The sequence below is a fragment of the Kribbella jiaozuonensis genome (genome assembly GCF_005233875.1).
Lineage (GTDB): Bacteria > Actinomycetota > Actinomycetes > Propionibacteriales > Kribbellaceae > Kribbella > Kribbella jiaozuonensis.
Genome location: NZ_SZPZ01000007.1, coordinates 264,892 through 288,415 on the forward strand (window position 1 = coordinate 264,892; position 23,524 = coordinate 288,415).

Annotated in this window: 19 protein-coding genes; 6 read left to right on the plus strand and 13 right to left on the minus strand. The window is 68.4% G+C overall.

The window, feature by feature from the left end; translation table 11 throughout:
* Window positions 1–13: 13 nt before the first annotated feature.
* Together FDA38_RS39790 and FDA38_RS39795 are read left to right on the plus strand one after the other, a co-directional pair.
* Window positions 14–1,672 (plus strand): PucR family transcriptional regulator, encoded by a 1,659-nt coding sequence (locus tag FDA38_RS39790; protein ID WP_137259366.1) that lies wholly within the window; start codon window positions 14–16, stop codon window positions 1,670–1,672.
* A gap of 541 nt (window positions 1,673–2,213) precedes the next feature.
* Complete coding sequence (locus FDA38_RS39795) at window positions 2,214–3,518, plus strand: hypothetical protein (RefSeq protein WP_137259367.1); 1,305 nt, start codon at window positions 2,214–2,216, stop codon at window positions 3,516–3,518.
* A gap of 403 nt (window positions 3,519–3,921) precedes the next feature.
* On the opposite strand, the gene FDA38_RS39800 is transcribed toward FDA38_RS39795, so the two are convergent.
* The 3 genes from FDA38_RS39800 to FDA38_RS39810 form a co-directional block, all read right to left on the minus strand.
* The gene (locus tag FDA38_RS39800) at window positions 3,922–4,731 is read right to left on the minus strand and encodes an NAD-dependent epimerase/dehydratase family protein (RefSeq protein WP_137259368.1); all 810 of its coding nucleotides are present in this window, start codon (window positions 4,729–4,731) and stop codon (window positions 3,922–3,924) included.
* Between the two features lie 100 nt (window positions 4,732–4,831).
* The gene (locus FDA38_RS39805; RefSeq protein ID WP_137259369.1) at window positions 4,832–5,779 is read right to left on the minus strand and encodes an electron transfer flavoprotein subunit alpha/FixB family protein; all 948 of its coding nucleotides are present in this window, start codon (window positions 5,777–5,779) and stop codon (window positions 4,832–4,834) included.
* Window positions 5,780–5,796: 17 nt separating this feature from the next.
* Entirely contained in the window at window positions 5,797–6,579 is a 783-nt protein-coding gene (locus tag FDA38_RS39810; protein WP_137259370.1) for an electron transfer flavoprotein subunit beta/FixA family protein, read from the minus strand.
* 120 nt (window positions 6,580–6,699) lie between these two features.
* On the opposite strand from FDA38_RS39810, the gene FDA38_RS39815 reads away from it, so the two are divergent.
* Window positions 6,700–7,428 (plus strand): class I SAM-dependent methyltransferase, encoded by a 729-nt coding sequence (locus tag FDA38_RS39815; RefSeq protein WP_137259371.1) that lies wholly within the window; start codon window positions 6,700–6,702, stop codon window positions 7,426–7,428.
* Here the strand turns inward: FDA38_RS39815 and FDA38_RS39820 are convergent.
* From FDA38_RS39820 to FDA38_RS39845, 6 genes are all read right to left on the minus strand, one after another.
* The gene (locus FDA38_RS39820) at window positions 7,415–8,551 is read right to left on the minus strand and encodes a hypothetical protein (protein WP_137259372.1); all 1,137 of its coding nucleotides are present in this window, start codon (window positions 8,549–8,551) and stop codon (window positions 7,415–7,417) included. The genes FDA38_RS39815 and FDA38_RS39820 overlap by 14 nt on opposite strands.
* Window position 8,552: 1 nt before the next feature.
* Window positions 8,553–9,461, minus strand: coding sequence for an acyltransferase (locus FDA38_RS39825; protein ID WP_137259373.1), 909 nt, complete (start codon window positions 9,459–9,461; stop codon window positions 8,553–8,555).
* 9 nt (window positions 9,462–9,470) lie between these two features.
* Window positions 9,471–10,415, minus strand: a complete 945-nt coding sequence (locus FDA38_RS39830; protein WP_137259374.1) for a class I SAM-dependent methyltransferase — start codon at window positions 10,413–10,415, stop codon at window positions 9,471–9,473.
* A complete protein-coding gene (locus tag FDA38_RS39835; protein ID WP_137259375.1) occupies window positions 10,415–11,194 on the minus strand; it encodes an enoyl-CoA hydratase/isomerase family protein in 780 nt (259 codons plus the stop codon). Before FDA38_RS39835 ends, FDA38_RS39830 begins: the two co-directional genes overlap by 1 nt.
* Window positions 11,195–11,318: 124 nt before the next feature.
* Window positions 11,319–12,362: a Gfo/Idh/MocA family protein gene (locus FDA38_RS39840; RefSeq protein ID WP_137259376.1), complete on the minus strand. Its 1,044-nt coding sequence runs from the start codon at window positions 12,360–12,362 to the stop codon at window positions 11,319–11,321.
* Complete coding sequence (locus FDA38_RS39845; protein WP_137259377.1) at window positions 12,359–13,381, minus strand: Gfo/Idh/MocA family protein; 1,023 nt, start codon at window positions 13,379–13,381, stop codon at window positions 12,359–12,361. Before FDA38_RS39845 ends, FDA38_RS39840 begins: the two co-directional genes overlap by 4 nt.
* Before the next feature lie 205 nt (window positions 13,382–13,586).
* On the opposite strand from FDA38_RS39845, the gene glgX reads away from it, so the two are divergent.
* Window positions 13,587–15,614: a glycogen debranching protein GlgX gene (gene glgX, locus FDA38_RS39850; protein ID WP_380092102.1), complete on the plus strand. Its 2,028-nt coding sequence runs from the start codon at window positions 13,587–13,589 to the stop codon at window positions 15,612–15,614.
* Here glgX and FDA38_RS39855 read toward each other — a convergent pair.
* Window positions 15,611–19,891 carry an nSTAND1 domain-containing NTPase gene (locus FDA38_RS39855; protein ID WP_137259379.1) on the minus strand — a complete coding sequence of 1,427 codons (4,281 nt, stop codon included), beginning with the start codon at window positions 19,889–19,891 and terminating at the stop codon, window positions 15,611–15,613. The genes glgX and FDA38_RS39855 overlap by 4 nt on opposite strands.
* A 174-nt stretch (window positions 19,892–20,065) precedes the next feature.
* Here FDA38_RS39855 and FDA38_RS39860 point away from each other — a divergent pair, with 174 nt between their 5' ends.
* Complete coding sequence (locus FDA38_RS39860; protein ID WP_137259380.1) at window positions 20,066–20,389, plus strand: hypothetical protein; 324 nt, start codon at window positions 20,066–20,068, stop codon at window positions 20,387–20,389.
* Window positions 20,390–20,565: 176 nt separating this feature from the next.
* Window positions 20,566–21,270: an SGNH/GDSL hydrolase family protein gene (locus FDA38_RS39865; RefSeq protein WP_170990024.1), complete on the plus strand. Its 705-nt coding sequence runs from the start codon at window positions 20,566–20,568 to the stop codon at window positions 21,268–21,270.
* Here FDA38_RS39865 and FDA38_RS39870 read toward each other — a convergent pair.
* Genes FDA38_RS39870 through FDA38_RS39880 form a run of 3 tightly spaced genes read right to left on the minus strand, consistent with a single transcriptional unit; the run spans window position 21,260 to window position 23,495 of the window.
* Window positions 21,260–21,715: a hypothetical protein gene (locus FDA38_RS39870; protein ID WP_137259382.1), complete on the minus strand. Its 456-nt coding sequence runs from the start codon at window positions 21,713–21,715 to the stop codon at window positions 21,260–21,262. The genes FDA38_RS39865 and FDA38_RS39870 overlap by 11 nt on opposite strands.
* Window positions 21,712–22,203: an RNA polymerase sigma factor gene (locus FDA38_RS39875; RefSeq protein WP_137259383.1), complete on the minus strand. Its 492-nt coding sequence runs from the start codon at window positions 22,201–22,203 to the stop codon at window positions 21,712–21,714. Before FDA38_RS39875 ends, FDA38_RS39870 begins: the two co-directional genes overlap by 4 nt.
* Complete coding sequence (locus FDA38_RS39880) at window positions 22,200–23,495, minus strand: alpha/beta fold hydrolase (protein WP_137259384.1); 1,296 nt, start codon at window positions 23,493–23,495, stop codon at window positions 22,200–22,202. The genes FDA38_RS39875 and FDA38_RS39880 overlap by 4 nt, the downstream gene beginning before the upstream one ends.
* Between the last annotated feature and the right edge of the window lie 29 nt (window positions 23,496–23,524).

Genomic DNA, 23,524 nt, shown 5'->3' on the forward strand with positions numbered 1-23,524 from the left:
TCGGAGGTGAGCGGTGACGAATCGACCGCGGGCAAGCCTCGGCCGGGTTCTCGACGACCTGGGCGCGACCTTGCTGGAGCTCGTACACGGTGATCCGGATGGGCCGGCGGAGATCGGCGGGATCGTCATCCACGATCCGCTCGACGAGCCCGTGCTCCCCTCGAACGCGCTCGTCCTCGGCGTCGGTCTCCACGAGCCCGACCGGATCGCCGACGTACTGCGTGACCTCGGCCGTCAGCAGGCCGCCGGGCTGGTCGTCCGCTCCCCCATCGCGGCCGGTGACCTCTTGGCTGCCGCTGTGGCCGAGTCGGGCGTCGCGCTGCTGGCGTTGACTCGCGGCGCGTCGTGGGACCAACTCGCCGTACTGCTGCGGTCTCTGCTCGCCGACGGCGATGTCGGTGAGGTGCAGACCCTGGCCGGCATGCCCTCCGGCGATCTGTTCGCGCTCGCCAACGCGACTGCCGCGCTGCTCGACGCGCCGGTCACGATCGAGGACCGCAGCTCGCGGGTGCTTGCGTTCTCGGGGCGGCAGGACGAGGCCGACAAGGCGCGGGTGGAGACGGTGCTCGGCCGTCAGGTACCGCAGCGGTACTTCCGGCTGTTGACGGAGTACGGCATCTTCCGCGAGCTGTACCGCACCGATCGGCCGGTCCACGTGCCGCCGTTGCCGGCCGCCGGCGAGACCTTCACGATCCCGCGGGTGGCGGTCGCGGTCCGCGCCGGCGACGAGATCCTCGGCTCGATCTGGGCCGCCGTGCGCGACCCGCTGACCGCCGAACGTTCCCAGGCGCTCTGCGACGCCGCGAAGTTAGTTGCCTTGCACATGCTTCGCATCCGCGCCGGTGCCGACGTCGAACGCCGCCTGCGCGCCGACCTCGTCAGTACGGCGCTGGAAGGTGGCGCGGGTGCTCGCGCTGCCCTGGACCGGTTGGGCCTGGCCGGCCAGGCTGTCGTCGTACTGGCTCTGGGGATCATCCCTTCCGACGCGGACGAATCCGTCGTTGCCGACGTTGCGGGTGAGTCGCTCGTCAGCCAGGCCGGGCTCGCCGGGGAGCGTCAGCGGTTGGCCGATGCATTCGCCATGCATCTGGGCGCTGTGCATCCGCGGGCGGCGGCTGCGTTGGTTGGGGATGTTGCTTATGGGCTGATTCCGGTACGCCCGGACCGGTCCGACGGCGAGGAGCGCGCCGTACGGATCGGCAAGCACTTCCTCGAACGGATCGGCGATCGCGTTGCCGCCAGCATCGGGGTCGGCCCGGTCGTCGCCGATGCAGCGCACCTACCCAACGCACGTGCAGGGGCCGACCGCGCACTTCGGGTACTGCGGACAGGGCGTGGCGCACCACGTGTGGCCCGGCTCGCGGACGTCCACGTGGACACTCTGCTGCTCGAACTGCGCGATCTGATCGAAGCGCGCGGCGACGAGCCGACCGGTCCGATCGCGCGACTCGTTGCATACGACCGCCAGCACAACACCGACCTGGTTGAGACCCTGCGGGCGTGGCTCGACGCGTTTGGCGACGTCGCAGCGGCTGCTGCGGCGGTCTACGTGCATCCAAACACGTTCCGGTACCGCCTGCGCCGCCTGGCCGAGGTAGGCGGGCTGGACCTCGACGACCCCGACTCCCGCTTCGCCGCCATGCTCCAGCTCCGCCTGGTCCCCACGACTTGATGACCCGCCGGCACGGCATCCTTCCGGAGAGCAATCGCTTCGGAGGGGACCATGACGAACTGGTGGCAGGAACAGCGGCAGAACGAGCAGCTCGAAGATCTGCAGAGCGAGATGTCGTACGCGCGGCAGCAGACCTCGCGACTGCAGTCCCAGCTGTCCCAGATCCAGGGTGGTCTGCAGGAACGGGTCAATCGCCTCTCCACCGCCTTCGACGCGTTCGTCGAGCTGTCCGATCTCCGCTACGAGATGGCAGGATTCGTCGAGGCTGCTGAGCTCCGGCGGTATGCGACTCGGGTGTTGACGGCTATGGCTTCCGGTACTCCGCTGCCGCCGGTTGGCGCGGCGGTCCCGCAGTACTGGCTGGGGCCGGCTATTGACGCGCTGATCGCGGGGCAGGACGAGGCGGCGCTCGGTACGGCGATGGGGCTGGATGAGCGCCGTACGTCGACGTTCCTGGCGCTGGCGTTGGCTGCGCTTGGGCAGCGTCATCAGGTGCGGAGTGAGTGGCTGGATGGGGCGTTCGGCGTAGACTGTTACGCGGGTGCAGCGGGTGCTGTGGGCTACTGCGGCTCGGGGTGGGTTCGGGGCGGACGGGCTGGAGCTGGTGGTGAAGCGGCTGCAGTCTGCCGCGCCTCCTGCGGACGGCTGGTTGCCGAAGCTGGAGAAACGCGGCGAGGCGCCCCGGGCATCCGGCACCCGCTTCGAAGCCGTCGCAGACCAGGAAACCGCCCGCACCCGCCTCGCCCGAATCCGCAACGCCATCGAATCCATAGCCGGCAACACAGAAGCCCGCGAACCAGCTCCCACCCTCAGCTACATCTCCCCCACCACCAACTCCACGAACAACACCGACCGCCCAATCGCACCCGACAACGGACGCGACACCGGCGACGCCTCCAACCGCGACACCACCCGCGATGCCGGGCACGCCGCCAACCGCGCCCTCGACCACGACGCCACACGCGACACTGGGCACGGGCCGGTCGATGGCTCCCGGCGCCACACCACACGAGACACCGGCCTCGACGCCGCCGGCGGGCACGGCTCCGGCCGCGAGTCCGGGCGAGGTTCCAGGCGCCCGCAGGGCGGGCGTGGTCGGGGTGCTGCGGGTGCAAGTGCTGAGGGTGCGGCTGCTGCGGATAGTGCTGCGGGGTTGTTGCGGTTGTTGATTTCCGAAGGGAGTGAGCCGGAGCGTGAGTCGCTGGCGCGGGTCGCCGTACTGCGTGCTCAGATCAGCGGCGCCGGTGAGTCTGCTGTCGAGCGCCTCGAGGACTCGGTCGGCACCGTCGACGAGCTGCTAGCCAACGACCTGAGCCAGACCGACGACCCCCACCTCGCAGCAGCCGTACTCCGCGTCATCGGCCCGTCCGTCCTCCCGGCGATCGAAGACCTCGCGCAGGTCGCGGGCCAACCGAGCCCGAAGCAGATCGACGTGACCAGCGATTCCCACACGATCGCGATCCGCCCCGACGGCCCCGACCAGCTCCAACTGAACACAGCCCTGTCCACGATCAAACAGTCCGCCGGCCCCGTCACAGCTGGCAAGCTCGCCGTCCCGGCCGTACTCGTCGGCGTCGGCGCGATCGTAGCGATCGGCCTCGGCTTCGTGAACGCGATCTGGATCGTCGCCGGCCTGATCCTGATCGGCATCGGCGCCTTCCGCTACTGGAGCATCCGCACCGCCAGCAAGAACGACAAAACAGCTGCAGCCGACCGAGCTACCCGCCTCACCGACCGCTGCACCACCGCCGCCGCCCAACTCGCCAAACACACCAACGCCACCGAGTCCCGCCAGACCGCCGTCACCACCGACCTAACCACCATCCGCCAACACCTCACCACCTAGTCCCCAAACCAGACGGGATCCCGCCCGCACCAACCGATCAGCCGCGGACAGCCGGGACCCGCGCCCCCTGAACCACTCCGGCAACAGGTGCTGCGGTAGGTCCAGCGCACGCCCCCGACGACACGGTCACAGGCTCGGCACCTGCGACCTGAAGGCTGATCACCCGCCGCGCCGCGGCTGAGCCAGTGGGTGCGCCAGGTGCAGCGGTAGGTCCAGCGCACGCCCCCGACGGTACGGCCACGGGGTCGGCGCCTGCGACCTGAAGGCTGATCACCCGCCGCGCCGCGGCTGAGCTAGTAGGTGCGCCAGGTGCAGCGGTTGGTCCAGCGCACGCCCCGACGGCTCGGCCACGGGCTCGGCGCGTGCGGCATGAAGGTTGATCACCCGCAGCGCCGCGGCTGAGCTAGTGGGTGCGCCAGGTGGTTTGGTGGGTCCAACCAATGATGTCGGCGGCTCGGGTGGTGTCGAAGAGGGAGGTGGTGCCCTCGAGGTTCGTGTGAATCTTGGTGTGGGGTGAGTACGTGGCCAGGAGGTCGCTGGTGGGCTCGTAGCGGCCGGTGTCTTCGGCGGCTATGACGAGGGTGGCGTACGGGCTGTGAGTGCGGGGATGGAGCGAGAGGGTGCAGGCGCGGGCGGCTTCGGCTAGGTCGACGTAGCCCCAGAGGTTGCGACGGTTGTCTTCGGGTGGCGCTCCGGCGATGTACCGGCGTACCTCGTCGGGGGTGAGGATCCAGTGGAAGCGCAGGGCGGTGACCTGTGCGCCGCGGCGTGCGTACGTCTGCCCCGTCCGTTCGAGAACGTCCTTCGTGAGCGCGTACGGGTCGACGTACCGGAGTTCGGTGTTCTCGTCGATCGGGACGTCCGGTGTGCCGATCTCGTCGGGCGACCAGGCGGTACCGTAGATCGATCCGCTGGAGGCGAGTACCGCCGTACGGATGCCTTGTTTCCAGGCTTCTTCGAGGGCGTTGAACGTCGTGATCGTGTTGATCTCGAACAGGCGGACCGGCTCGATGTTCTCGGGGCTGGCGATGGCGGCGCAGTGCACGATCGCATCAGCACCACGCAACGAACGGGCAACTGCATCGCGGTCCAGCAGATCGACCGGATCGGGTCCGGTGACGTCGGCCTCGATCACCTCGTGGCCGTCGGCAACCAACTGCCGGCAGACCTCCGCGCCCAGCTTGCCTCGTGCTCCACTGACCCAGATCCGCATCTACCGCATGCTAGCCGGGCAACGGCCAAGCTGACCGCCTGATGTATGCAGCTGGCCGGCTCCGAAAGAGAGCCGGCCAGCTGAACCACGTACTGCGGGATCAGGACTTGCGCTTGGTGACTTCTTCGGTAGCGGTCGGGAGGACCTTGTGCAGGTCGCCGACGACGCCGAAGTCGACCAGCTCGAAGATCGGGGCCTCGGGGTCCTTGTTGACCGCGACGATCGTCTTCGAGGTCTGCATACCGGCGCGGTGCTGGATCGCACCCGAGATACCCGCCGCGACATACAGCTGCGGCGACACCGTTTTGCCGGTCTGCCCGACCTGGTACGCGTGCGGGTACCAACCCGAGTCCACCGCCGCCCGCGACGCACCAACGGCCGCGCCGAGCGAGTCCGCGAATGCCTCGACCGGACCGAAGTCACCGCCCGTACCGCGACCACCGGACACGATGATCGCCGCCTCGGTCAGCTCCGGACGACCCGTCGCCTCCCGCGGCTTCGACTCGGTGATCCGCGCCGTCTTCGCCGTGTCGGAGATCGACACGTCGAACTCCTCGACCTCCGGCGACGTCTCGGCGGCCTCCGGCGTCGCAGCGTTCGGCTTCACCGTGATGATCGGCGTCCCGTGCGTGATCTTCGACTTGACCGTGTAGTTGCCCGCGAACACCGACTGCGTGGTGACGGGACCTTCCTGCACGTCGACGGCGTCGGTGATCAGACCCGAGTCGAGCTTGACCGCGAGCCGCGCCGCGATCTCCTTGCCCTCGGCGTTCGACGAGATCAGGATCGCCGACGGCTCGACCTTGGCCGCGACCTGCTGCAACGCCTCGGCCTTCGGCGCCACCAGGAACTGCGACAGCTCCGGGTTCGTCAGCGCGATCACCTTGGTCGCGCCGTACTGCCCCAGGGCCGGCAGGGCATCCTGCACGCCCTCGCCGATGAATACCGCAACGGGCTCGCCCAGACGGCGGGCGATCGTGAGGAGCTCGGCGGTCGTCTTGCGGACCTTGCCCGCGGCGTGGTCAACCAGAACCAGAACGTTCGACATAACTAAGACCCCGCTCCTCAGAGGAACTTGTTCGTGGACAGGAACTCGACCAGTTCGGTGGCGCCGCTGCCGTCCTCGTCGGTGACGATCGTGCCGGCGCTACGCGGCGGACGCGCGGTCACCTCGACCACCTCGGTCCACGCCGACGAGCCGCCGACCTGCTCGGGCGTCAGCTCCAGATCGGCCAGCGACCAGGTCTCGACCGGCTTCTTCTTCGCGGCCATGATCCCCTTGAACGACGGGTACCGCGGCTCGTTCGCCTGGTCGGACACCGACAGCACCAGCGGCAGCGTGCCCTCGATCGTCTCGCTCGCCGTGTCGCCGTCGCGGCGGATCCGGACGGTCTGCCCGTCGACGGTCACCTCCGAGCCCAGCGTCACGGCCGGCAGCCCGAGCCGCTCCGACACCATCGCCGGGACCACACCCATGCCACCGTCGGTCGAGCCCATCCCGAACACGACCAGGTCGGCCTCGAGCTTGGCCAGCGCCTTCGACAGGATCAGCGAGGTGGCGACCGCGTCCGAACCGTGGATCGCGTCGTCGACCACGTGCACGCCGGCGTCGGCGCCCATCTGCAGACCCTTCTTCACCGCGTCAGCAGCCTGCTCCGGACCAACGGTGAGAATCGTCACCTCACCGTCCCCGGACTCCTTCACGGTCAACGCGGTCTCGACGGCATACTCGTCCAGCTCGGACAGCAACCCGTCGACACCGGCACGATCCACCGTGTTGTCCTCGGAGCGGAAGCGGCGGTCCGCCGTGGCATCCGGCACGAACTTCGCGCAGACGACGATCTTCATAGCGTGTGGGACCCCTTCTGGTTAACGGTCTCTCCCAAGCCTGCCACGGATGTTACTCGCGAGAAACATAAGCACCATGCGAGTCCCATCACAGTTCCGGCCACGACTACTCTGACTCAGGTGACCGAGACGTTACCGCTCACCGGCGAGAGGACCGCACCCGGGATCTGGCACGAGAACTACTGGTTCGCGCGCCACGATGCGGCCTATCGCTGGATCACGGCCCAACTTCTGACCAAGCCGACCGGCCGGATCCTCGACGCCGGCTGCGGCGAGGGCTACGGCGCGGAGCTGCTCCGCCTGGCGGGCGCGGACTCCGTGACCGGTCTCGACTATGAACATACGACGTTGCGCCACGTCCGCCGGGTTTATCCACAGACCAATGTCGTGCGGGGCAATCTCGTCCAGACGCCGTTCGCGGACGGCGCGTTCGGCGTCGTCACCTCGCTGCAGACGATCGAGCATCTCTGGGAGCAGCCGCGGTTCATCGCGGAGTGCGCGCGCATCCTCGCGCCGGGCGGCACCGTCGTCCTGAGTACGCCGAACCGCCTCACCTTCCCGAGCGGGAACTGGTATCACACGCGCGAGCTGACCGCCGCCGAGTTCATCGAACTGCTCGAGCCGTACTTCGAGATCACGCACGCGCTCGGGCTCCACCACGGCAAGCGGCTGACGTCATGGGAGGCGCAGTACGGATCGTGTGTGGATGCTCAGCTCGCGGCCGAGCACGACCAGTGGGACGACAACCTGGCCGCGCTCGTGCGGAGTACGACGTACACAGACTTCGAGATCCGCCCAGGCGACCTGGACGGATCTCTCGATCTGATCCTGGTAGCTACGGCCGGATGATGCGCTCGACGATCTTGCCGGCGATCAGGTAGACCAGCGCCGCGATACCCCAGTTGACCAGCAGGGTGTTCTTCGCGGTCTCCAGCCGGAACAGGTCCTTGAACGGGCCGACCAGGTCGTGACCGCGCTCGAGGATCCAGCGCACGATCTCGTTGCTCTGGTTGGTCTGGTCCAGCGCGGTGAACAGCGCGCCGAGCGCCAGTACTGCGGCCGCGAGCACCGCGATCAACCAGATCAGCGAGGCGATCAGGTTCCGCAGCTTCCGTACGCCGGAGCCGACCGAGGACAACGCCTGCTTGCCCTTGCCCGAGCCCGACGAGCCTGATGCTCCGCCCCGGGCCGTCGGCGGTTTGTTGCCTGAGGCACCAGTCGGGCCGGAAGGCTTCGCAACCGGTGTGACCGCTGCGGTCGCCGAAGTGGTTCCGGTCGCGGGTTTGTCCTTGGTCTCGGCCGGCTGCCCGGGTGCGGCATCCTCCGAGGCGGCCGCACCCGACGGGGCCTCGGCCGCCGCCTTCTCCCGCGCACGCTGTTCCGCGACGATCTCCGCCGCGGTCTTCGGGCGAGCCGTCTTGGTCGCGGTCGCCGTACCCGAGCCGGTCGCCGCGCCCGCTCCACCGGTCGCGTCAGTGCTCAGTCCAGCGCTCACCTCGGATCCCGTACCGGCGTCCTTGTCCGGCGTCGTGCCGGCCGTGCCCTTCTCGTCCTGCGTACCCACGTCGTCCATCTCCTCAGCCGGGGTCCGTTCCTCGTCCGTGGCCACCTTGCCGGTGGTCACCTCGGTCGCTGCGGCCGGCGGTCTCCTCCGCCGACTGACCGGGACCGGGCGCGGTGACAGCCGGCGGCGGGCACCCGCTACCGGTGCCGGTTCCGCAGTACTGCCGTCCGCTGCCTGTGCTTCGGTGTTCATCCGTCCGTTCACGCCCATGTCTGGTTCGTTTGTTTCAAGCACTGGTTCCAACGTAGCGCCGGCAGGTGCTGACTGCTGCACGACGACCGGTACGACGATCGGCACCGGGTCGACCGCACGCGTCCTGGCCTGCGTGATCGAGTCGTCGGCCGCGGCCTGGTCGAGCAACGACCGGGCGGCCGGATCGGCCGGATCGATCGCAGCCGGATCCGCCACGCTACTTCTCCTCTCCGACGCTCAACCGGTCGTGGGCGTCCGACCGGACGTGGGGGCCATAGTGCCCGACTGGTGAGTAACTTGAGAACCCCTCACGGTTCTCTTTTTCACCACCTGCTTCTACCTCATCACCACCCGCATCCGCCTCACCGACGCTCCGAGGAGCCTCCGGCGGGTTTTCAGACGGGGTTTCAGACGGGGTCTCCGGAACGTCTTCGGCCGGTGTCGGGATCGCTCCGGCGCGGAGTTGAGCGCTGGTCCTGTCGTTGGCCGCAGCCAGTCCGGCCAGGTACTTACGTCGCTCTGCGTTCGCAGTGAACCGGGCCGTGCGATCCGCGACGACGGCAGCCGGGATCCCCACGGCCACGGAGTACGCCGGGATGTTGCCGCGGGCAACGCTATTGGCGCCGATCACCGTACCGCGGCCGATGTCGGCACCGCGCGTGACCGTCACCTTCGTGGCCAGCCAGCAGTCAGGACCGATCCGGACCGGGGACTTCACCAGACCCTGGTCCTTGATCGGCAGGTCGAGGTCCTCGGTCTTGTGGTCGAAGTCGCAGATGTAGGTCCAGTCCGCGATCAACGTCGACGCGCCGATCTCCACATCCAGATAGCAGTTCACGGTGACGTCGCGGGCGAACACCACCTTGTCGCCGATCCGCAACGTCCCCTCGTGCGCACGCAACCGCGTCTCGTCACCGAGGTGCACCCACTTGCCGAGAATGATCCGGCCGTGACCGCGCCGCGCCACGATCTCCAGGTGCTTGCCCAGGAAAACGAAACCCTCGGTGATCACCTGCGGATGGCGCAGCTTGAACCAGGCGAACCGCCAGTAGCGCTTGAGGTAGTACGGCGTCCACGCCCGATGGCGCACCACCCAGCGCAGATTCGCCACGGACAGCAACCGCATCAACACACCCTACTGCGCTACCCCGGTTATGGAGACGTTGTAGTACAGCTCGTCCGGCACGACGGTCGACAGCACCTTGTCCACCTTCGACAGCTGCAGCCACGACTTGTACGCGAACATCCGCCAGCCGAACCCGAGCTTCTGCTCCGGTACGGCGGCCTCGAACGTCCGGATCGGCCACCCGACCCATGCCGCCAGCAACTCTTCCGTCACCGTCTTGACCTGCGAAGCACCTGCCCGCGTCGCCATCCGCGCCAGCGTGTCCGGGTCGAACGTGTGCAGGTCCACGACCGCCTCGAGCGCAGCCGCCCGCGAGGACTCGTCCAGCTCCTCCTGCGGCCGACGCCAGTGCGCGAGCGCGGGCAGCTTGGTCACGTTCGTCGTCGCCCACCAGGTGAAGCGGGACAGTCGACGCGCGACGAAATCGCCGTACCGCGTGGGCTCGCCGCAGATCACGAACCGGCCGCCGGGCTTGAGCACCCGCAGCATCTCGCGGAACGCCAGCTCGACGTCCGGGATGTGGTGGATGACCGCGTGCCCGATGACGAGATCGAACGTGTCGTCGTCGTACGGCAGCTTCTCCGCGTCCGCGACCTGACCCTCGATCGCGAAGCCGAGCGTCTTCGCGTTCTTCTTCGCGGCCTCGACCATGCCCGGCGAGAGGTCGGTGACGTGCGCCTCGTCGAGTACGCCGGCCAGCTTCAGGTTCAGCGTGAAGAAGCCCGTACCGGCGCCGATCTCGAGCGACTTCCCGTACGGCCAGCCGCGGGAGCCGGCGACCGCGGTGAAGCGGTCGCGGGCGTAGTCGACGCAGCGTTCGTCGTACGAGATCGACCACTTCTCGTCGTACGTCGACGCTTCCCAGTCGTGATAGAGCACCTGGGCGAGCTTGTTGTCGTTCCAGGCCGCCTCGATGTCCTCGGCGGACGCGGCGGGCTTCGAAGTAGCAGACATCATTTTCCCTTGAACTCAGCTTTGCCAGGACCGTTCTCGACGAACGACGTCATGCCGATCGCGCGGTCCTCGGTGGCGAACAGCGCGGCGAACTGCTGCCGCTCGATCTCCAGGCCGGTGGCCAGGTCGACACCCAGTCCGGAGTCGATCGATTCCTTGGCCGCCCGCAGTGCCATCGCGGCGCCGCGGGAGAACTGCGAGGCCCAGGCAACGGCCGCGGTGTAGACCTCGGCAGCGGGTACGACCTTGTCCACCAGGCCGATGGCGAGCGACTCGGCGGCGTCGACGAAGCGGCCGGTGTAGATCAGATCCTTGGCCTTGGACGGGCCGACCAGCCGGGACAGGCGCTGCGTGCCGCCGGCGCCGGGGATGATGCCGAGCAGGATCTCCGGCTGACCGAGCTTGGCGTCGTCGGCGGCAATCCGGTAGTCGGCACAGAGCGCGAGCTCGCAACCGCCTCCCAGCGCATATCCGGTGATCGCGGCAACGGTCGGCTTCGGGATCGCGGCGACGGCGGAGAGCGAGGATTGCAACGGGCCGGAGCGCTTGGCCATGTCGGCGTACGACATGTCGGCCATCTCCTTGATGTCCGCGCCGGCCGCGAACACCCGCTCACCGCCGTAGATGACTACTGCGCGTACGGCGTCGTCCTCGGCCGCTGCGGTGGCGGCGGCCCGGATCTCCTCCTGGACCTGGACGTTCAGTGCGTTCATCTTCGGCCGATCCAGCCGGATCGTCCCGACCCCATCACTCACGGTCAGATTGACGAACTCACCCATAACCCAGCTCCTTCGCGACTACCCACGGGTCACATCTCGGGAACCGTACCGGACCAGAGCAAACAACCGCACGCCGCCTCCGCTGCCTGTGGCAGCAGACGCGGCGAGGAGAGCGGTGGTGCGACTACAGGTCTACGGCTTGGCCAGATGCCGCGGAGCGGCGGGCGGCGTCGACGATCTTGAGGGTGCGGAGGCCTACGGCGCCGTCGGGTTGGGGGATGACGGCGGGCGCGGTGCCGGCCTTGGACGGGCCTGAGGTGCGGACGGCGTCGAGGAACGTGTCGAGCATCGACTCGTCCAGGTTGCCGCCGATTCCGAGGAAGACCTCGCCGTTGGCGTCGGTGCCGCCGACGTGCGGGAGGAACGGTTCGATCTCGACCGAGCCGTTGGCGCCGGTCACCTGGAGTGAGACGCCGCCCCAGGTCGGGCCGTTGTCCGGGACGCTCCAGGAGAAGTCGATGGTTGCCATCAGCCCGTTGTCGTAGTTGATCGTGACCAGGCCGCCGGTCTCCACCTCGACTCCCTTGTCCTGATGCAGGATGCGGTTCGACGCGGCGTACACGCGGGTGGCGGACGCACCGCCGGTCAGGCCGTCGATCAGGTCCGCGCAGTGCACAGTGTGGTCGACCATGGCGCCCCCACCAGCCTGCTTGGCGTCAACGAACCACTGGCGCGCGGCGTACGGGATCTTCCCGTTGTTCGTCCCCAGTACGGCGAACACATCGCCCAGCCGACCCGCTTCGACGTTCGCCCGCAGCTGCAGGTACGACGGCGCGAACCGGACCGGGTACGCGACCATCAGGATCACGCCGGCCGCCTCGCACGCGGCCAGCATCGCCTCGCCGTCAGCGACCTCAGTGGCCAGCGGCTTCTCGCACAGCACATGTGCGCCGGCTGCGGCGGCCCGCTCGACCAGTGCGCGGTGGCCGGCGTTCTCGGACGTCACGATGACGGCGTCGGGTCCCCAGTCGAACAGTTCGTCGTACGTGTCGACGTACGGGATGCCGAACAGCTTGGCCAGCTCGGCGCCCCGCGGCCCCTCGTCCGGTGCGGACGCACCGTCGGGGTCGGCGGACAGTACTTCGACGTCGGGCATCGCGGCCAGCAGGTGCGCGTAGGAACCGGCGTGGACGTGGGCAAACGAAGCCAGAGCAACCTTCAGGGTCATGCCACTGCTCCACTCGAGACGAAGGTCTTCATGTCGATCGGCTGACCGGACTCCATCGACGCACGCGCCGCCTCGGCCAGATAGACGGCGGTCGCGCCGTCGGATGCGAGGACCCGCGGCTCCGGTCCACCGCGCAGCCCGATGGCCAGCTCACGCAGCTGCGTCAGGTAGGGGCTCTCCCCCAGCGTCGACGCCGGAATCAGCAGGTCGCCGCCGGCACCACCGTTCTGCAGCTCCTCCTTGTACCCGGTGTCGCCCTCCGACGTGAACTTCAGTACGCCGGTCGACCCCGCCACCTGGAACCCGGTCTGGAACGTCGTACCCGTCGCCCCCCAGGTCGCCCGGCAGTGGCTGATCGCGCCGCTCTCGTGCGTGAGCGTGACATGCGCCGCCACGTTGACCGGGCTGATCCCGTCGACGGTCGGCGGGTTCTGCGCGGCGTACACCGTGGTCACCTCGCCGCACAGCCAGCGTGCCTGGTCGAGGTCGTGCACCATCAGGTCCATGATCACACCGCCGGAGTGGGCCACGTCGCGGTACCAGCCGGCACCCGCGGGCGAGGACGCCTGCCGGTAGAACCGTGCCACCGCGACCTCACCGATCCGCCCGGCCTGGATCGCGTCGTACGCCGCCTTGTACTCCGGGAAGAACCGCACCACGTGCGCCGGGTACAACCGGACGCCGGCCGCCCGCGCCGCGTCGATCACCTCGTGCGAGTCGGCCGCGGTGAGCGTCAGCGGCTTCTCGCAGATCACGTTCTTGCCCGCCTTGATCGCGGCCAGCGTGATCTCCTTGTGCGTCGCCGACGGCGTGACGATGTCGACGAACTCGGCCTCGGCCAGGCAACCGTCCAGCGTCGCCGCGACCTCCAGCCCGTACTGCTCCGACAGTTCCTCGGCACCCTCCAGCGAGTGCACCAGGACGCGGGCCCCGAGGGCCTTCCACGCAGCCACGTGGACATGGCTGATGTTGCCCGCGCCGATCAGACCCACGGTCAGACCGGCAAGCTCTTCCGACATGAGATCCCCTACAACCCTGTGGGTAAATTAGTAACGGTCCTTGCGTATCACTGCGCACAGGCGTTCGCAACTACCGTCTCACGAACAGAAGTACCTCACTATCGAGAACTCACCCCGAACTGTGCAGAATGTGCCGGTGAAAGAAGCGACCGCCGCCCCGAGTGCTTCCGGCCCGAGCGCCGGCACTGGTCCGCGTCCGGGCGCAGTGGTCCAGACCGATGGGACCACCTTCACGCTGTGGGCTCCGGCCGCCGAACGGGTCGAACTGGCCCTGATCGCGGACGACGGCAGCCAGCGGAACCTGGACCTCAGCCACACCGGTGAGTTCTGGACCGGGTTCGTGCCGGGTGTCGGCGCCGGGCAGCGGTACGGGTACCGCGTGCACGGGCCGTTCGACCCGTCGCACGGTCTCCGCTTCAACCCGTCGAAGCTGCTGCTCGACCCGTACGCCCGGGCCGTCGACGGCTCGCTGGACTTCGCCAGCCCGCTGATCTACGACTCGTCCGACGGCGATTCGGCCGGCCACGTCCCGGTCGGCGTCGTGGTCGCGGATTCCGATCCGCCGCCGCCGATCAGCAGGCCGGTGCACTGGGGCGAGACGGTCATCTACGAGCTACACACGAAGGGGTTCACGAAGCGGCATCCCGACGTACCTGAGCACCAACAGGGCACGTACGCCGGACTCGCGCATCCGTCGGTGATCAGGTATCTGACCGAGCTCGGCGTGACCTCGGTGGAGCTGTTGCCGATCCACCACTTCCTGACCGAGCCGTCGATCGCCGCGCGCGGGCTACCGAACTACTGGGGTTACAACACCCTCGGCTTCTTCGCGCCACACGCGCCGTACTCGTCGTCCGGTTCGCGCGGTGAGCAGGTGGCCGAGTTCAAGGCGATGGTCGCCGCGTTCCATGCCGCGGGCATCGAAGTGATCCTCGACGTGGTCTACAACCACACCGCCGAGGGCGGGTTCGACGGACCGACGTTGAGCTTCCGCGGGATCGACAACCGTGCCTACTACCGGCTCGCCCACGGCGCCGCGATGTACGACGTGACCGGGACCGGCAACTCGGTCGACACCTCGCACCCGCAGGTGCGGGCCCTGGTGATGGACTCGCTGCGCTACTGGGTCGAGGAGATGGGCGTCGACGGGTTCCGCTTCGACCTGGCGGTGACGCTGGTGCGGAACGAGCGGCACGAGGTCGACATCCCCGGCCATCCGTTCCTCGCCGAGGTCGCGGCCGACCCGGTGCTCGGCCGGGTGAAGCTGATCGCCGAGCCGTGGGACGTCGGCCCGTTCGGCTACCAGGTCGGCAACTTCGGCCCGCCGTGGTCGGAGTGGAACGGTAAATTCCGCGACAGTGTCCGCGACGTGTGGCGGAACACCTCCGACGGCGTGAAAGACCTCGCATACCGGTTATCCGGGTCCAGCGACCTGTACGGCGACGACGGGCGGTACCCGTACGCGTCGATCAACTTCGTCACCGCGCACGACGGGTTCACCCTGCGGGACCTGGTCAGCTACGACCACAAGCACAACGAGGCGAACCGCGAGGACAACCGCGACGGCACCGACGACAACCGGTCCTGGAACTGCGGCGTCGAGGGCGAGACCGACGACCGCCGCGTGATCGCGTTGCGCAAACGGCAGATGGCGAACCTGATGTCGACGCTGATCCTGTCCACCGGCGTACCGATGATCACCGCCGGCGACGAGTGCGGCCGGACGCAACACGGCAACAACAACGCCTACTGCCAGGACGACGAGATCTCCTGGTTCGACTGGTCGCTGCCCGCAGCCTGGTCCGACCAGCTCGAGCTGACCAAGCAGCTGATCGCCCTGCGCTCAGCCCATCCCGCGCTGCGCCAATGGCACTACTTCTCCGGCCAGCCCGTCGTATCCGGCGGCCGCAAGGACCTGTCCTGGATCGCGCCCCACGGCGGCGAAATGACCGACGCCGACTGGTTCGACGGCAACCTCCGCACCATCGGCATGTTCCTGGCCGGCGACGCCCTACGAGCCACCGACACCGAAGGCAACGCCCTCACCGACAGCTCGTTCCTCCTGGCCCTGAACGCCACCCCCCAAACCCAGCCCGTCGTAGTCCCCGACGCGTCCTGGGCCCCGGCGTACGAGGTAGTCCTGGACACCAGCCACAGCATGGTCACCGAAGTAGAAGCCGGCGCCACCGTCCCCCTCGCCGCCCGCTGCCTGGTCCTCCTCCGCGCCCTCTAACAAGTCTTCACGTACGGCCGCGCCCCGAAGTTCTCCCGCCACTCGTCGGCCGTCAACTGCCGCCCGGCCATCCGGCACGCCATCGCGATCGTGTGCTCCAGCCGGGTGTCCCAGTGATAGACGCCGTCGTCGTACGCCGCAATCGCGACGGTACGGCCGTCCGGCAGGAAATCGGCCGTGACGAGTTGCTGGTTCGGCGTCATGATCGTGCCGAGCAACGCAGCCGTCTTTCCGTCGAAGAGCGCGACGCCGCCGTCCCATCCGGACGAGACCAGCAGCGAGCTGTCCGGAGAGAACGCAATCCCATTCACCCACCCCTGGTGGACGATCCGCGGTGCGGCGAGGTTCTCGCCGGTGGTGGGATCCAGTAGCAGTACGTCTCCCTTCTCGCTGCCGACGGCCACCCGTGTCCCGTCCGGCGCGAATGTCACGATGCTGGGGACACTCATCGGGAAGGTTCCGCGTCGGACGACGCGCCCCTCCATCAGGTCTACCAACGCCCACCGATCGGACGGGGCGTCGAGACGGTCGGAGATCTTGCGGCCCCCGATCACCAGGAACGCCGACCGGTTGTCCGGGCTCGCCGACAACCACGCGATCGGTCCACCGACCTGAACGGGCTTGCCGACCGGTCGGAGCGTGGCACTGTCGAGGAGCGCGGCGAGGCCGGACTCGTCACCGACCACCAATCGACTGCCGTCGCGTCCGCTGTAGTCGAGGTCCTGGATCTTGGCGGCCGTGACCTTCTGCCTGGCCAGGAGGTGGCCGGTGCGGGCATCCTCGACGAAGACTTCCCCGGTGGCATTGCCGAGCGCGAACCTGGCTCCGCTCGGGTGCCAGGTACCGCAACTGTTCGTCGTCTCGCCGAGGGGGATCGCGTCGAACCGGACGAGTTTTCCGGTGACGGTATCGACGAAGACGCCGGCCGGCTGGCCCGGATCGAGATAGGCGGCGTCGGAGTTGAGCAGCCGGAAATAGCTCCTCCCGCCGGGGGCGATGAAGCGGCATCCATAGGCGAAAACGGGCGCAGCCCTTTGCTCGCTCAGAAGCCGGTTGCTGCCGGTGAGATCCCAGCTCCGCAGCGCGCTGTCGCCTGCCGAGGTGTACAGCTTGTCGTCCCGCGGCCCGAAGGCGGCGGTCAAACTGTCGCGTTCGGCGATCGGGATGTTCTCGCCCGGCGCTCCACTGGCCGTGTCCCAGACCACGACCCGATAGTCGGCTCCGACCGACACCAACGACTTGCCGTCATGCGAGAAATGGGCATTGAGCGGATTGGCCCCGTGACCGTCCATCCGGCGCAGGGTTGCGCCGGTCACCGTGTCCACCAGCACGACCTTGTCGTAGTCGCGGCCGGCGGTATCCCTCGCCTCCCCGGCGAACGCCAAGGTCTTCCCGTCCCGCGCGACATCGGCCTGGGTGAAGACGAGATCCGGTTGCGACCACAGTTGTTTGCCAGTAGCAACGTCGTACGCCGAGGCCGGCTTGCTCAGGTAGATCCGGTCGCCGGACGGGCTGAGTACTGCGTCCTGAACGGATGCGGCCGCCAGCGGCGTGATTCGCCGCACAGACGGCGCGCGGCCCGGGCTGATGTCCCAGATGAAGACGGCGCCGCTGCTGAAGTCGTTCGCGATGCCGTCGCCGTAGTACTGGATCACCGCGACGAGCGAGCGCCCGTTGCGGCTGTAGCCGACGTGCGTCGCGCGGGCAGGTGTCTTGCTGAAGCCCGGCAAGCGGCGGCCCGTCGGCTTCAACGTCGCGGGATCGAGCAACACCACCGGTTCGGTGGTCGGGGGCGGCGTCCCGACGGCCAGTTCGCGATCGCCCGGGCTCAGCGCGATGGGGTCCAGGAAGTCGAGATGGTTCGCGCCACGCGATCGGTTCGGCGGCTTGTACGCAGCAACCTGCGTGCCGTTGGTCAGGTCGTAGCTGAGGACATGCCCGCTCGCGGAGTAGATGAAGGCCCGGCGACCGTCCGCACTCACCTCGAGGCCATAGGAATCCACCTTCTCGGTCTCGACCGAGGTCATCAGCTGTGGGTGTTTGGCGATCGTGGCCAGCAGGCTGGAGCGGGACTCCGGTGAGTCGTTCATGCGGACCGCGGCGATCGCGAGCAGCAGCGAGGTGTCGATGTCGGTCTCCACGACGGCCTTTGCGCCGGCCCGGCCCGCATCGGCCACGACGGCCGCTTGTTTGGCGGCGAGGGCCTGGCGGTCGGCTCGTTGAGCTTGGCCGGCCGCGAGGAATCCGGCGATCAGGGCCCCGGCGAGGAGAAAGGCGGCTGTGCCGAGCGCCGTACGGAGGCGGCGGTTGACGCGGATCTGGTGGCGCGCCTGCTCCTCGGCGGCCCGGAGCTCCGCGACCGAGAGGCGTTCGCTCGCGGTGAGGAACTCCCGCTCGGTATCCGTGAGGTCCGGGTGTGCGTCGTCCCGCCACTGCAGCGCCTTCGCGAGCCGGACGCCGCGGTAGAGCTCGCTCTCCGGACGCTCCAAGGAATCCCAGGAGTCGGCGACCTGGGTGAGATGGTGGAAGATCCGCTGACCTTCCAGGTCGTCGTCGAGCCAGCCCAGAAGGCGTGGCCAGGCCCTGGCCAGAGCTTCGTGAGCCAGCTCCACCACACCGTCGTCGCTGGTAACCAGGCGCGAAGCGATGAGCAGATCGATCAGCAGCTCCGACTCGGGGCCGGTGACGACCGTACGTCGCGGCAGCCTGCTGCGAACCGGTTGGCCGTCGGGGCCGGGAGTGACCAGACGAAGCAGCAGCGCGCGGAACAACGGCCGCTGCTCCGGCGTCAGTTGTGCATAGACCTGCTCGGCGGACTGTGCCACCGCACCTTGGATGCCGCCGGATGCCTGGTAGCCCGCGACGGTCAGGGTGCGGCCTTCGCGACGCTGCCAAGTCTCGGCGAGGACATGGGACATCAGTGGCAGGGCTCCGGGCCGTCCGGCGACCTCGCTCACCAGCAGGTCGACCAGGCCCGGTTCTACGACCAGAGCGGCTTGCCGCGCGGGCTCAGTGATCGCCGTCCGCAGCTCTTCGTCGGACATGCCGGTGAGCAGGTGCAGGCCATCTTCCAGCGTCCGGGCGAACCCGGGGTGCGTTGCGATGTCGGCCAGCCGGTCGGCGCGGAACGACAGGATCAGCGACGCGCTGGTCGCGTGCGCTGTCAGGCGGGCCAGAAAGGCCTGACGTTCGCTGACGTCCTGACACACCGAGAAGACCTCTTCGCACTGATCGACGACCAGCGTCGGCGACGGTCCCTCGCCGGGCATCGCAGCGGCGAGTGCCTGCATCGGATGGAGGCCGGGCGTGATCGTCACGATCCGGCCGCCGTCCTGCCGCAAGGTCGCGGCCACGCCGGCCCGGATCAGCGAGGACTTGCCACATCCGGACGGCCCGACGACCGCGAGGATCGAACGATCGGACAGCTTCCTGAGTCCGGCGGCGACCTCGGTGTCGCGGCCGAAGAACAGTTCGGCGTCGTCGACGTCGTACGGCTTCAGGCCTTGGTAAGGACAGCTCGCACTCGGTTCCGGCAGCGCGACCGGTCCGAGCAGCGCGGGGTCCTGGCGCAGGATGGCCTGCTCCAGCGCATCGATCTCCGGACTGGGGTCGAGTCCGAGCTCTCGGCCGAGCACCATCCGCAGCCGCCGGAGCGTCTCCAGCGCCTCGCCCTGTCGGCCGGTCTGGTACTGCGCCGTCGCCAGCAGAGCCCATCTCCGTTCGCGCAGTGGTGCCTCCGCGGTCAGCGCCTGCGCCTTGGCCAGCACGCCGTCCTGACCACCAGAACGCAAGGACGACTCGACGTACATCTCCTCGGCGACCTGCCGTAGCTCGGTCAGTCGGGCAGCCTCGATCCGGGCGGAGTCCCACTCCGCGACCTCGTCGAACGGCGTGCCGCGCCACAGCGTCAGTACGTCTGACAGCACCACAGCAGCACGCTCTGCCTCACCACCAGCGAGCAGCACTCCGGCCCGCCCGACGGCGCGTTCGAAGCGTTGGCTGTCTAGTTGGTCGTGCGGGATGGTCAGGCGGTAACCGTCCGGCGACGTTTCGATCGAATGGCTGCCGAGGACCTTGCGTAGCCGGACCACGCAGCCCTGGATGACTTTGGCCGCCGAGGCGGGCGGTCGTTCTCCCCATAAAACATCAGCTAGAACCCCAGCGCTGACAACCTCCCCCGGGTGCACTGCGAGCGCGGCCAGAACGATCCGGTCCCGCCGTGCGAGGTTCTTCCACTCCCCCTCGATGGTTAGTGGGCCGAGTACGGCGATACCCACTCTTCGACCCTCCACCCGCTGGGAACACCCGTCAAGGGCACCGGCCCCGGGCTGATACCGCGCTGATACCGGCGTCCGCCGGGCCGATACCGCCGAGCGGGACAACGGATCCAAACCTCGAGGCGCAACCGGATCGCCGACCACGGAGATCCCGCCGGAAGAGGAGAGGAAGCCATGAACACCAAGCACGCAGGTAACTCGAAGCAGTCCATGACCCGCCGACTCAGCCGGCTGGCCGCAGGCGGAGCGCTCGTCGCCGCCGCCCTGACCACAGTCGCTCCGGCGATGGCGTACCAGCCCCGGGATCCTTCCCCGCACGGTTCGTACGTGGCCCCGACGGACCCGCCGGTGCCGTCGCAGCCGCCGGCATCAGCAGAGGTCTCCGACTCGGTCGACCTGAGCTCGGCCGGGCTCGGAGTACTCGCCGGAATCGCGCTCGGGGGCGCGGGCCTCGGTATCTCGTTGGGAATCCAGCGCCGCCGCGACCGCTCCGCTTGAAACCGGAAGAGCGGGCCGGGCTCGTCGTCAGGGCCCGGCCCGCAGGTCTGAGGGTTGTTAACCTTCCGCCTGTACATTCATCGGTCACCTGCTGTTCACCTCTGGGGGGATCGATGTTCTTGCTGCAGCGAGGGCGTGAGCGGACTACGCCTATTGGGGCTTTACATCGCGGGATCATGCGGTGGGGGCAGGCTGAGCGGACCAGTTCGCGGTTGGCGATTCAGCGGTGGGTGGACGGCGTGGCGTACGTCGACGTGCAGGCGCGGACATACGCGGAGTACTGGAACCGGCAGAACTCGGCCGCACTGTCGGCCGACGGACCACTCTGGGTCGTGCTGGGTGACTCGACGGCGCAGGGGCTGGGCGCCTCGTCGCCGCTGCACGGGTACGTCGGACAGGTGCTGAATGCGCTGCGTCGGAAGGGCACGCCGTGGCGGGTGCTCAACCTGTCGCGGTCCGGCGCGCAGACGCGACATGTCCTCGACGACCAACTGCCACTGCTGGACGGACTGGCCCCGGCGCTGGTGACCTGTGGCATCGGCAGCAACGACATCCTCGCTACGCCACCGAAGCGGCTCCGCGACCACCTGCGTCAGGTGATCGACCGGCTCCCCTCCTCGTCCGTCGTGATGGACCTGACCGTTCCGGACCGGCTCTGGCGAGTAGGTGGAGCAGTCAGCCCGTACGTCGCCGGCATCAACCAGCTGATCAGCAACTCGGCCACATCCCGCGGACTGCCCGTCGCCGAGGTCTCCCGGTACGCCCGCCCGCCATGGCGCGGCATGCTCGCCCCAGACGCCTTCCACCCGAACAACCTGGGTTACCGCCGCCACGCCGACGCCCTGCTCGCCGCACTGCCGGCCGGCGTACTCAAGCCCTGAGCAAGCGCTCCAGACGTTCCAAGGTCCTGGCACTCTCGTGCCGCACCCGGATCGGCACGAGCGCCGCACGGCCCGGTACGCGAATGCCACCGGTGAGGGCCACGCGAGTACCACCGCCCGGCTCGGCCGCGACCGCCATGCCGATGATCACGAACCGGCTCTGCAACCAGCACCACCCCGGCCGGAACTGCCCCACCAGCCGGGCACGTTGGCCGCGACGGCCCTTCGCCAGTACGACGACCCGGTCGCCGGAACGCTCGAGCACAGTCGCCGACACGAAGTCGGCCTGGAGCTCGGCGAAGACATCCAGGTCGGCAAGCATCGCCTTCACCTGATCGGGATCGGCAGGCAGGACGCGCTCAGTCACCGCGGCACCGGGCACGCCCGCGGCGAGGGCGCGGAACCGCTCGACGTCCGTCAGTTCGATGGTCGGCCAGTCCGTCATGATCTCCACGCCTTCCGAAAGCTCGCCCGCGCCCGGTGCAGCCGCGACTTCGCCGTACCTGCTGGGACATCGAGTACGGCGGCCGCCGCCTCCTCGCCCATTCCTTCGAGGTCCCGCAGTACCAGGACCGCACGATGCTCCGGCGACAACCGCCGGAGCACATCCCGTACGTCGACCAGCAGCTGCGGATCGTCAGCCGCAGGCAGCTCCGACAACTCAGCCGGCTCCTGCCGCTGCCCGCGCTGTGCAACCCGAACCGCCTCGCGTACGGCGATCGCGCGAGCCCAGCCGAACAGCGCGGCCGGATTCTCCAGGCCGCGCAGTCCACGGAAGATCGCGATCAACGCCTCCTGCGCCGCGTCCGGGCCGTCGTTGAGCGCGATCGGCCCGCAGATCCTCCCGACGTACGGCGTGAGCGCGTCGAGCACGTCGTTCATCGCGACCGTGTCGCCGCGTTGCGCTGCGCGGACGAGTTGCTCGTCGATCATCTGACGAAGGCACTCAGCAACGGGGTCACCCGGTCGGCGCAGTCGACGGTGAGCGCGTGTCCACAACCCGGCAAGACCCGGACGGTTGCGTTCGGCAACAACTCTCCGAAGCGGGCGGCCTGCGCGACCGGCAACACGGTGTCGCGATCGCCCCACAGCACGAGCGTGGGCTGCCGCGTCGACGGGAGTGCTTTCTCGGTGACGCTCCAGTCGAGGCGGCGCTCGAGGGCGTACATGGATCGCACGTTGTCACGATACGTTCCGGGGACCCACATCGAGTCGATGAGCTGCGGCGTGACCAGGTTCTGGTGCACGAAGAGGCTGCGGACTGCCGCCTCGACCATGCTGCGGTTCGCCGTCAGCTTGGCGAGTGCCTCGCCGATCAGTGGCTGTTTGAGGATCTCCCAGCTCCAGACGTCCGACACGTCCAGACCGGACGGGGCCAGCAAGACAAGCTTGCTGACCCTGTCCGGATGCTGTTGTGCATAAGCGAGTCCCCAGCCGCCGCTCCACGAGTTGCCGCCGAGCACAACGCTCTCGAGCCGCAGCGCGTCAAGGAACTGACCAATCGCGTTGGTCATGCCGTCCAGATCGAACGCGAACCGCTCGTCGTGCAGACGAGTCTCACCCTGGCCGGGAAGGTCCACGGCATAGACGGTGTGGTCGTGCGCGAGAGTCGCGAGCTCGGCATCCCATGCGGAGGCAGGCGATGCGCCAGGTGCGAGAAGCACCACGGGCGAGCCGGTGCCGCGTTGCAGGTAGTGGAAGCGGGCCAGCGGCGTCTCGACGTACCGCGAGTCAGCCGACGCGGCCGGATGCGCCTGCTCCGCCGGCTGGTAGACGTAGGCGATCAGAGTAAGCACTGTCACCGCAGCCACTGGGCCGGCGACTACGGCTGCCTTCAGCCAGCGCACTCGCAGCAGCCTCACATCGGCAACACACAGCGCGATGCAGGCCGGTGTGTAGACCAGCAGATTGAGCCAATAGAACGCACTGTCGGTAAAGATCCACACCAGCCCGAGAGCGGCCCGGGTGGCCAGCCCCGCAGCGAGGCCGGCTACTACGGCACGGCAGAGAGCGGACCGGTCGGACCGGAATACCGCGAACGCCAGTAGTAGGTGCAGCGCTGCCAGCGGCAGCACCACCTGTGGAGCGAATGACAGTTCAACACCGAGGACCGCTCGGGAGAGTGATCGCTCGTCGGGCGCGGGCCAGGTGGCGCCGGTCGCCCAGTAGATGTGCAGCGCCGCAAGCAGGACATGCACGCCTGCGACGATTCTTCGAGACCCCATCCCGACCCCTCCTCAGATGTACCTGACAT

Coding starts and splice junctions, on each gene's coding strand:
- FDA38_RS39805 (WP_137259369.1), bottom strand. CDS start 5,779: ATGTCGAACGTTCTGGTTCTGGTTGACCACGCCGCGGGCAAGGTCCGC.
- FDA38_RS39830 (WP_137259374.1), bottom strand. CDS start 10,415: ATGTCTGCTACTTCGAAGCCCGCCGCGTCCGCCGAGGACATCGAGGCG.
- FDA38_RS39860 (WP_137259380.1), top strand. CDS start 20,066: ATGAACACCAAGCACGCAGGTAACTCGAAGCAGTCCATGACCCGCCGA.
- FDA38_RS39865 (WP_170990024.1), top strand. CDS start 20,566: ATGCGGTGGGGGCAGGCTGAGCGGACCAGTTCGCGGTTGGCGATTCAG.
- FDA38_RS39875 (WP_137259383.1), bottom strand. CDS start 22,203: ATGATCGACGAGCAACTCGTCCGCGCAGCGCAACGCGGCGACACGGTC.
- FDA38_RS39840 (WP_137259376.1), bottom strand. CDS start 12,362: ATGACCCTGAAGGTTGCTCTGGCTTCGTTTGCCCACGTCCACGCCGGT.
- FDA38_RS39800 (WP_137259368.1), bottom strand. CDS start 4,731: ATGCGGATCTGGGTCAGTGGAGCACGAGGCAAGCTGGGCGCGGAGGTC.
- FDA38_RS39810 (WP_137259370.1), bottom strand. CDS start 6,579: ATGAAGATCGTCGTCTGCGCGAAGTTCGTGCCGGATGCCACGGCGGAC.
- FDA38_RS39870 (WP_137259382.1), bottom strand. CDS start 21,715: ATGACGGACTGGCCGACCATCGAACTGACGGACGTCGAGCGGTTCCGC.
- FDA38_RS39880 (WP_137259384.1), bottom strand. CDS start 23,495: ATGGGGTCTCGAAGAATCGTCGCAGGCGTGCATGTCCTGCTTGCGGCG.
- FDA38_RS39835 (WP_137259375.1), bottom strand. CDS start 11,194: ATGGGTGAGTTCGTCAATCTGACCGTGAGTGATGGGGTCGGGACGATC.
- FDA38_RS39845 (WP_137259377.1), bottom strand. CDS start 13,381: ATGTCGGAAGAGCTTGCCGGTCTGACCGTGGGTCTGATCGGCGCGGGC.
- FDA38_RS39825 (WP_137259373.1), bottom strand. CDS start 9,461: ATGCGGTTGCTGTCCGTGGCGAATCTGCGCTGGGTGGTGCGCCATCGG.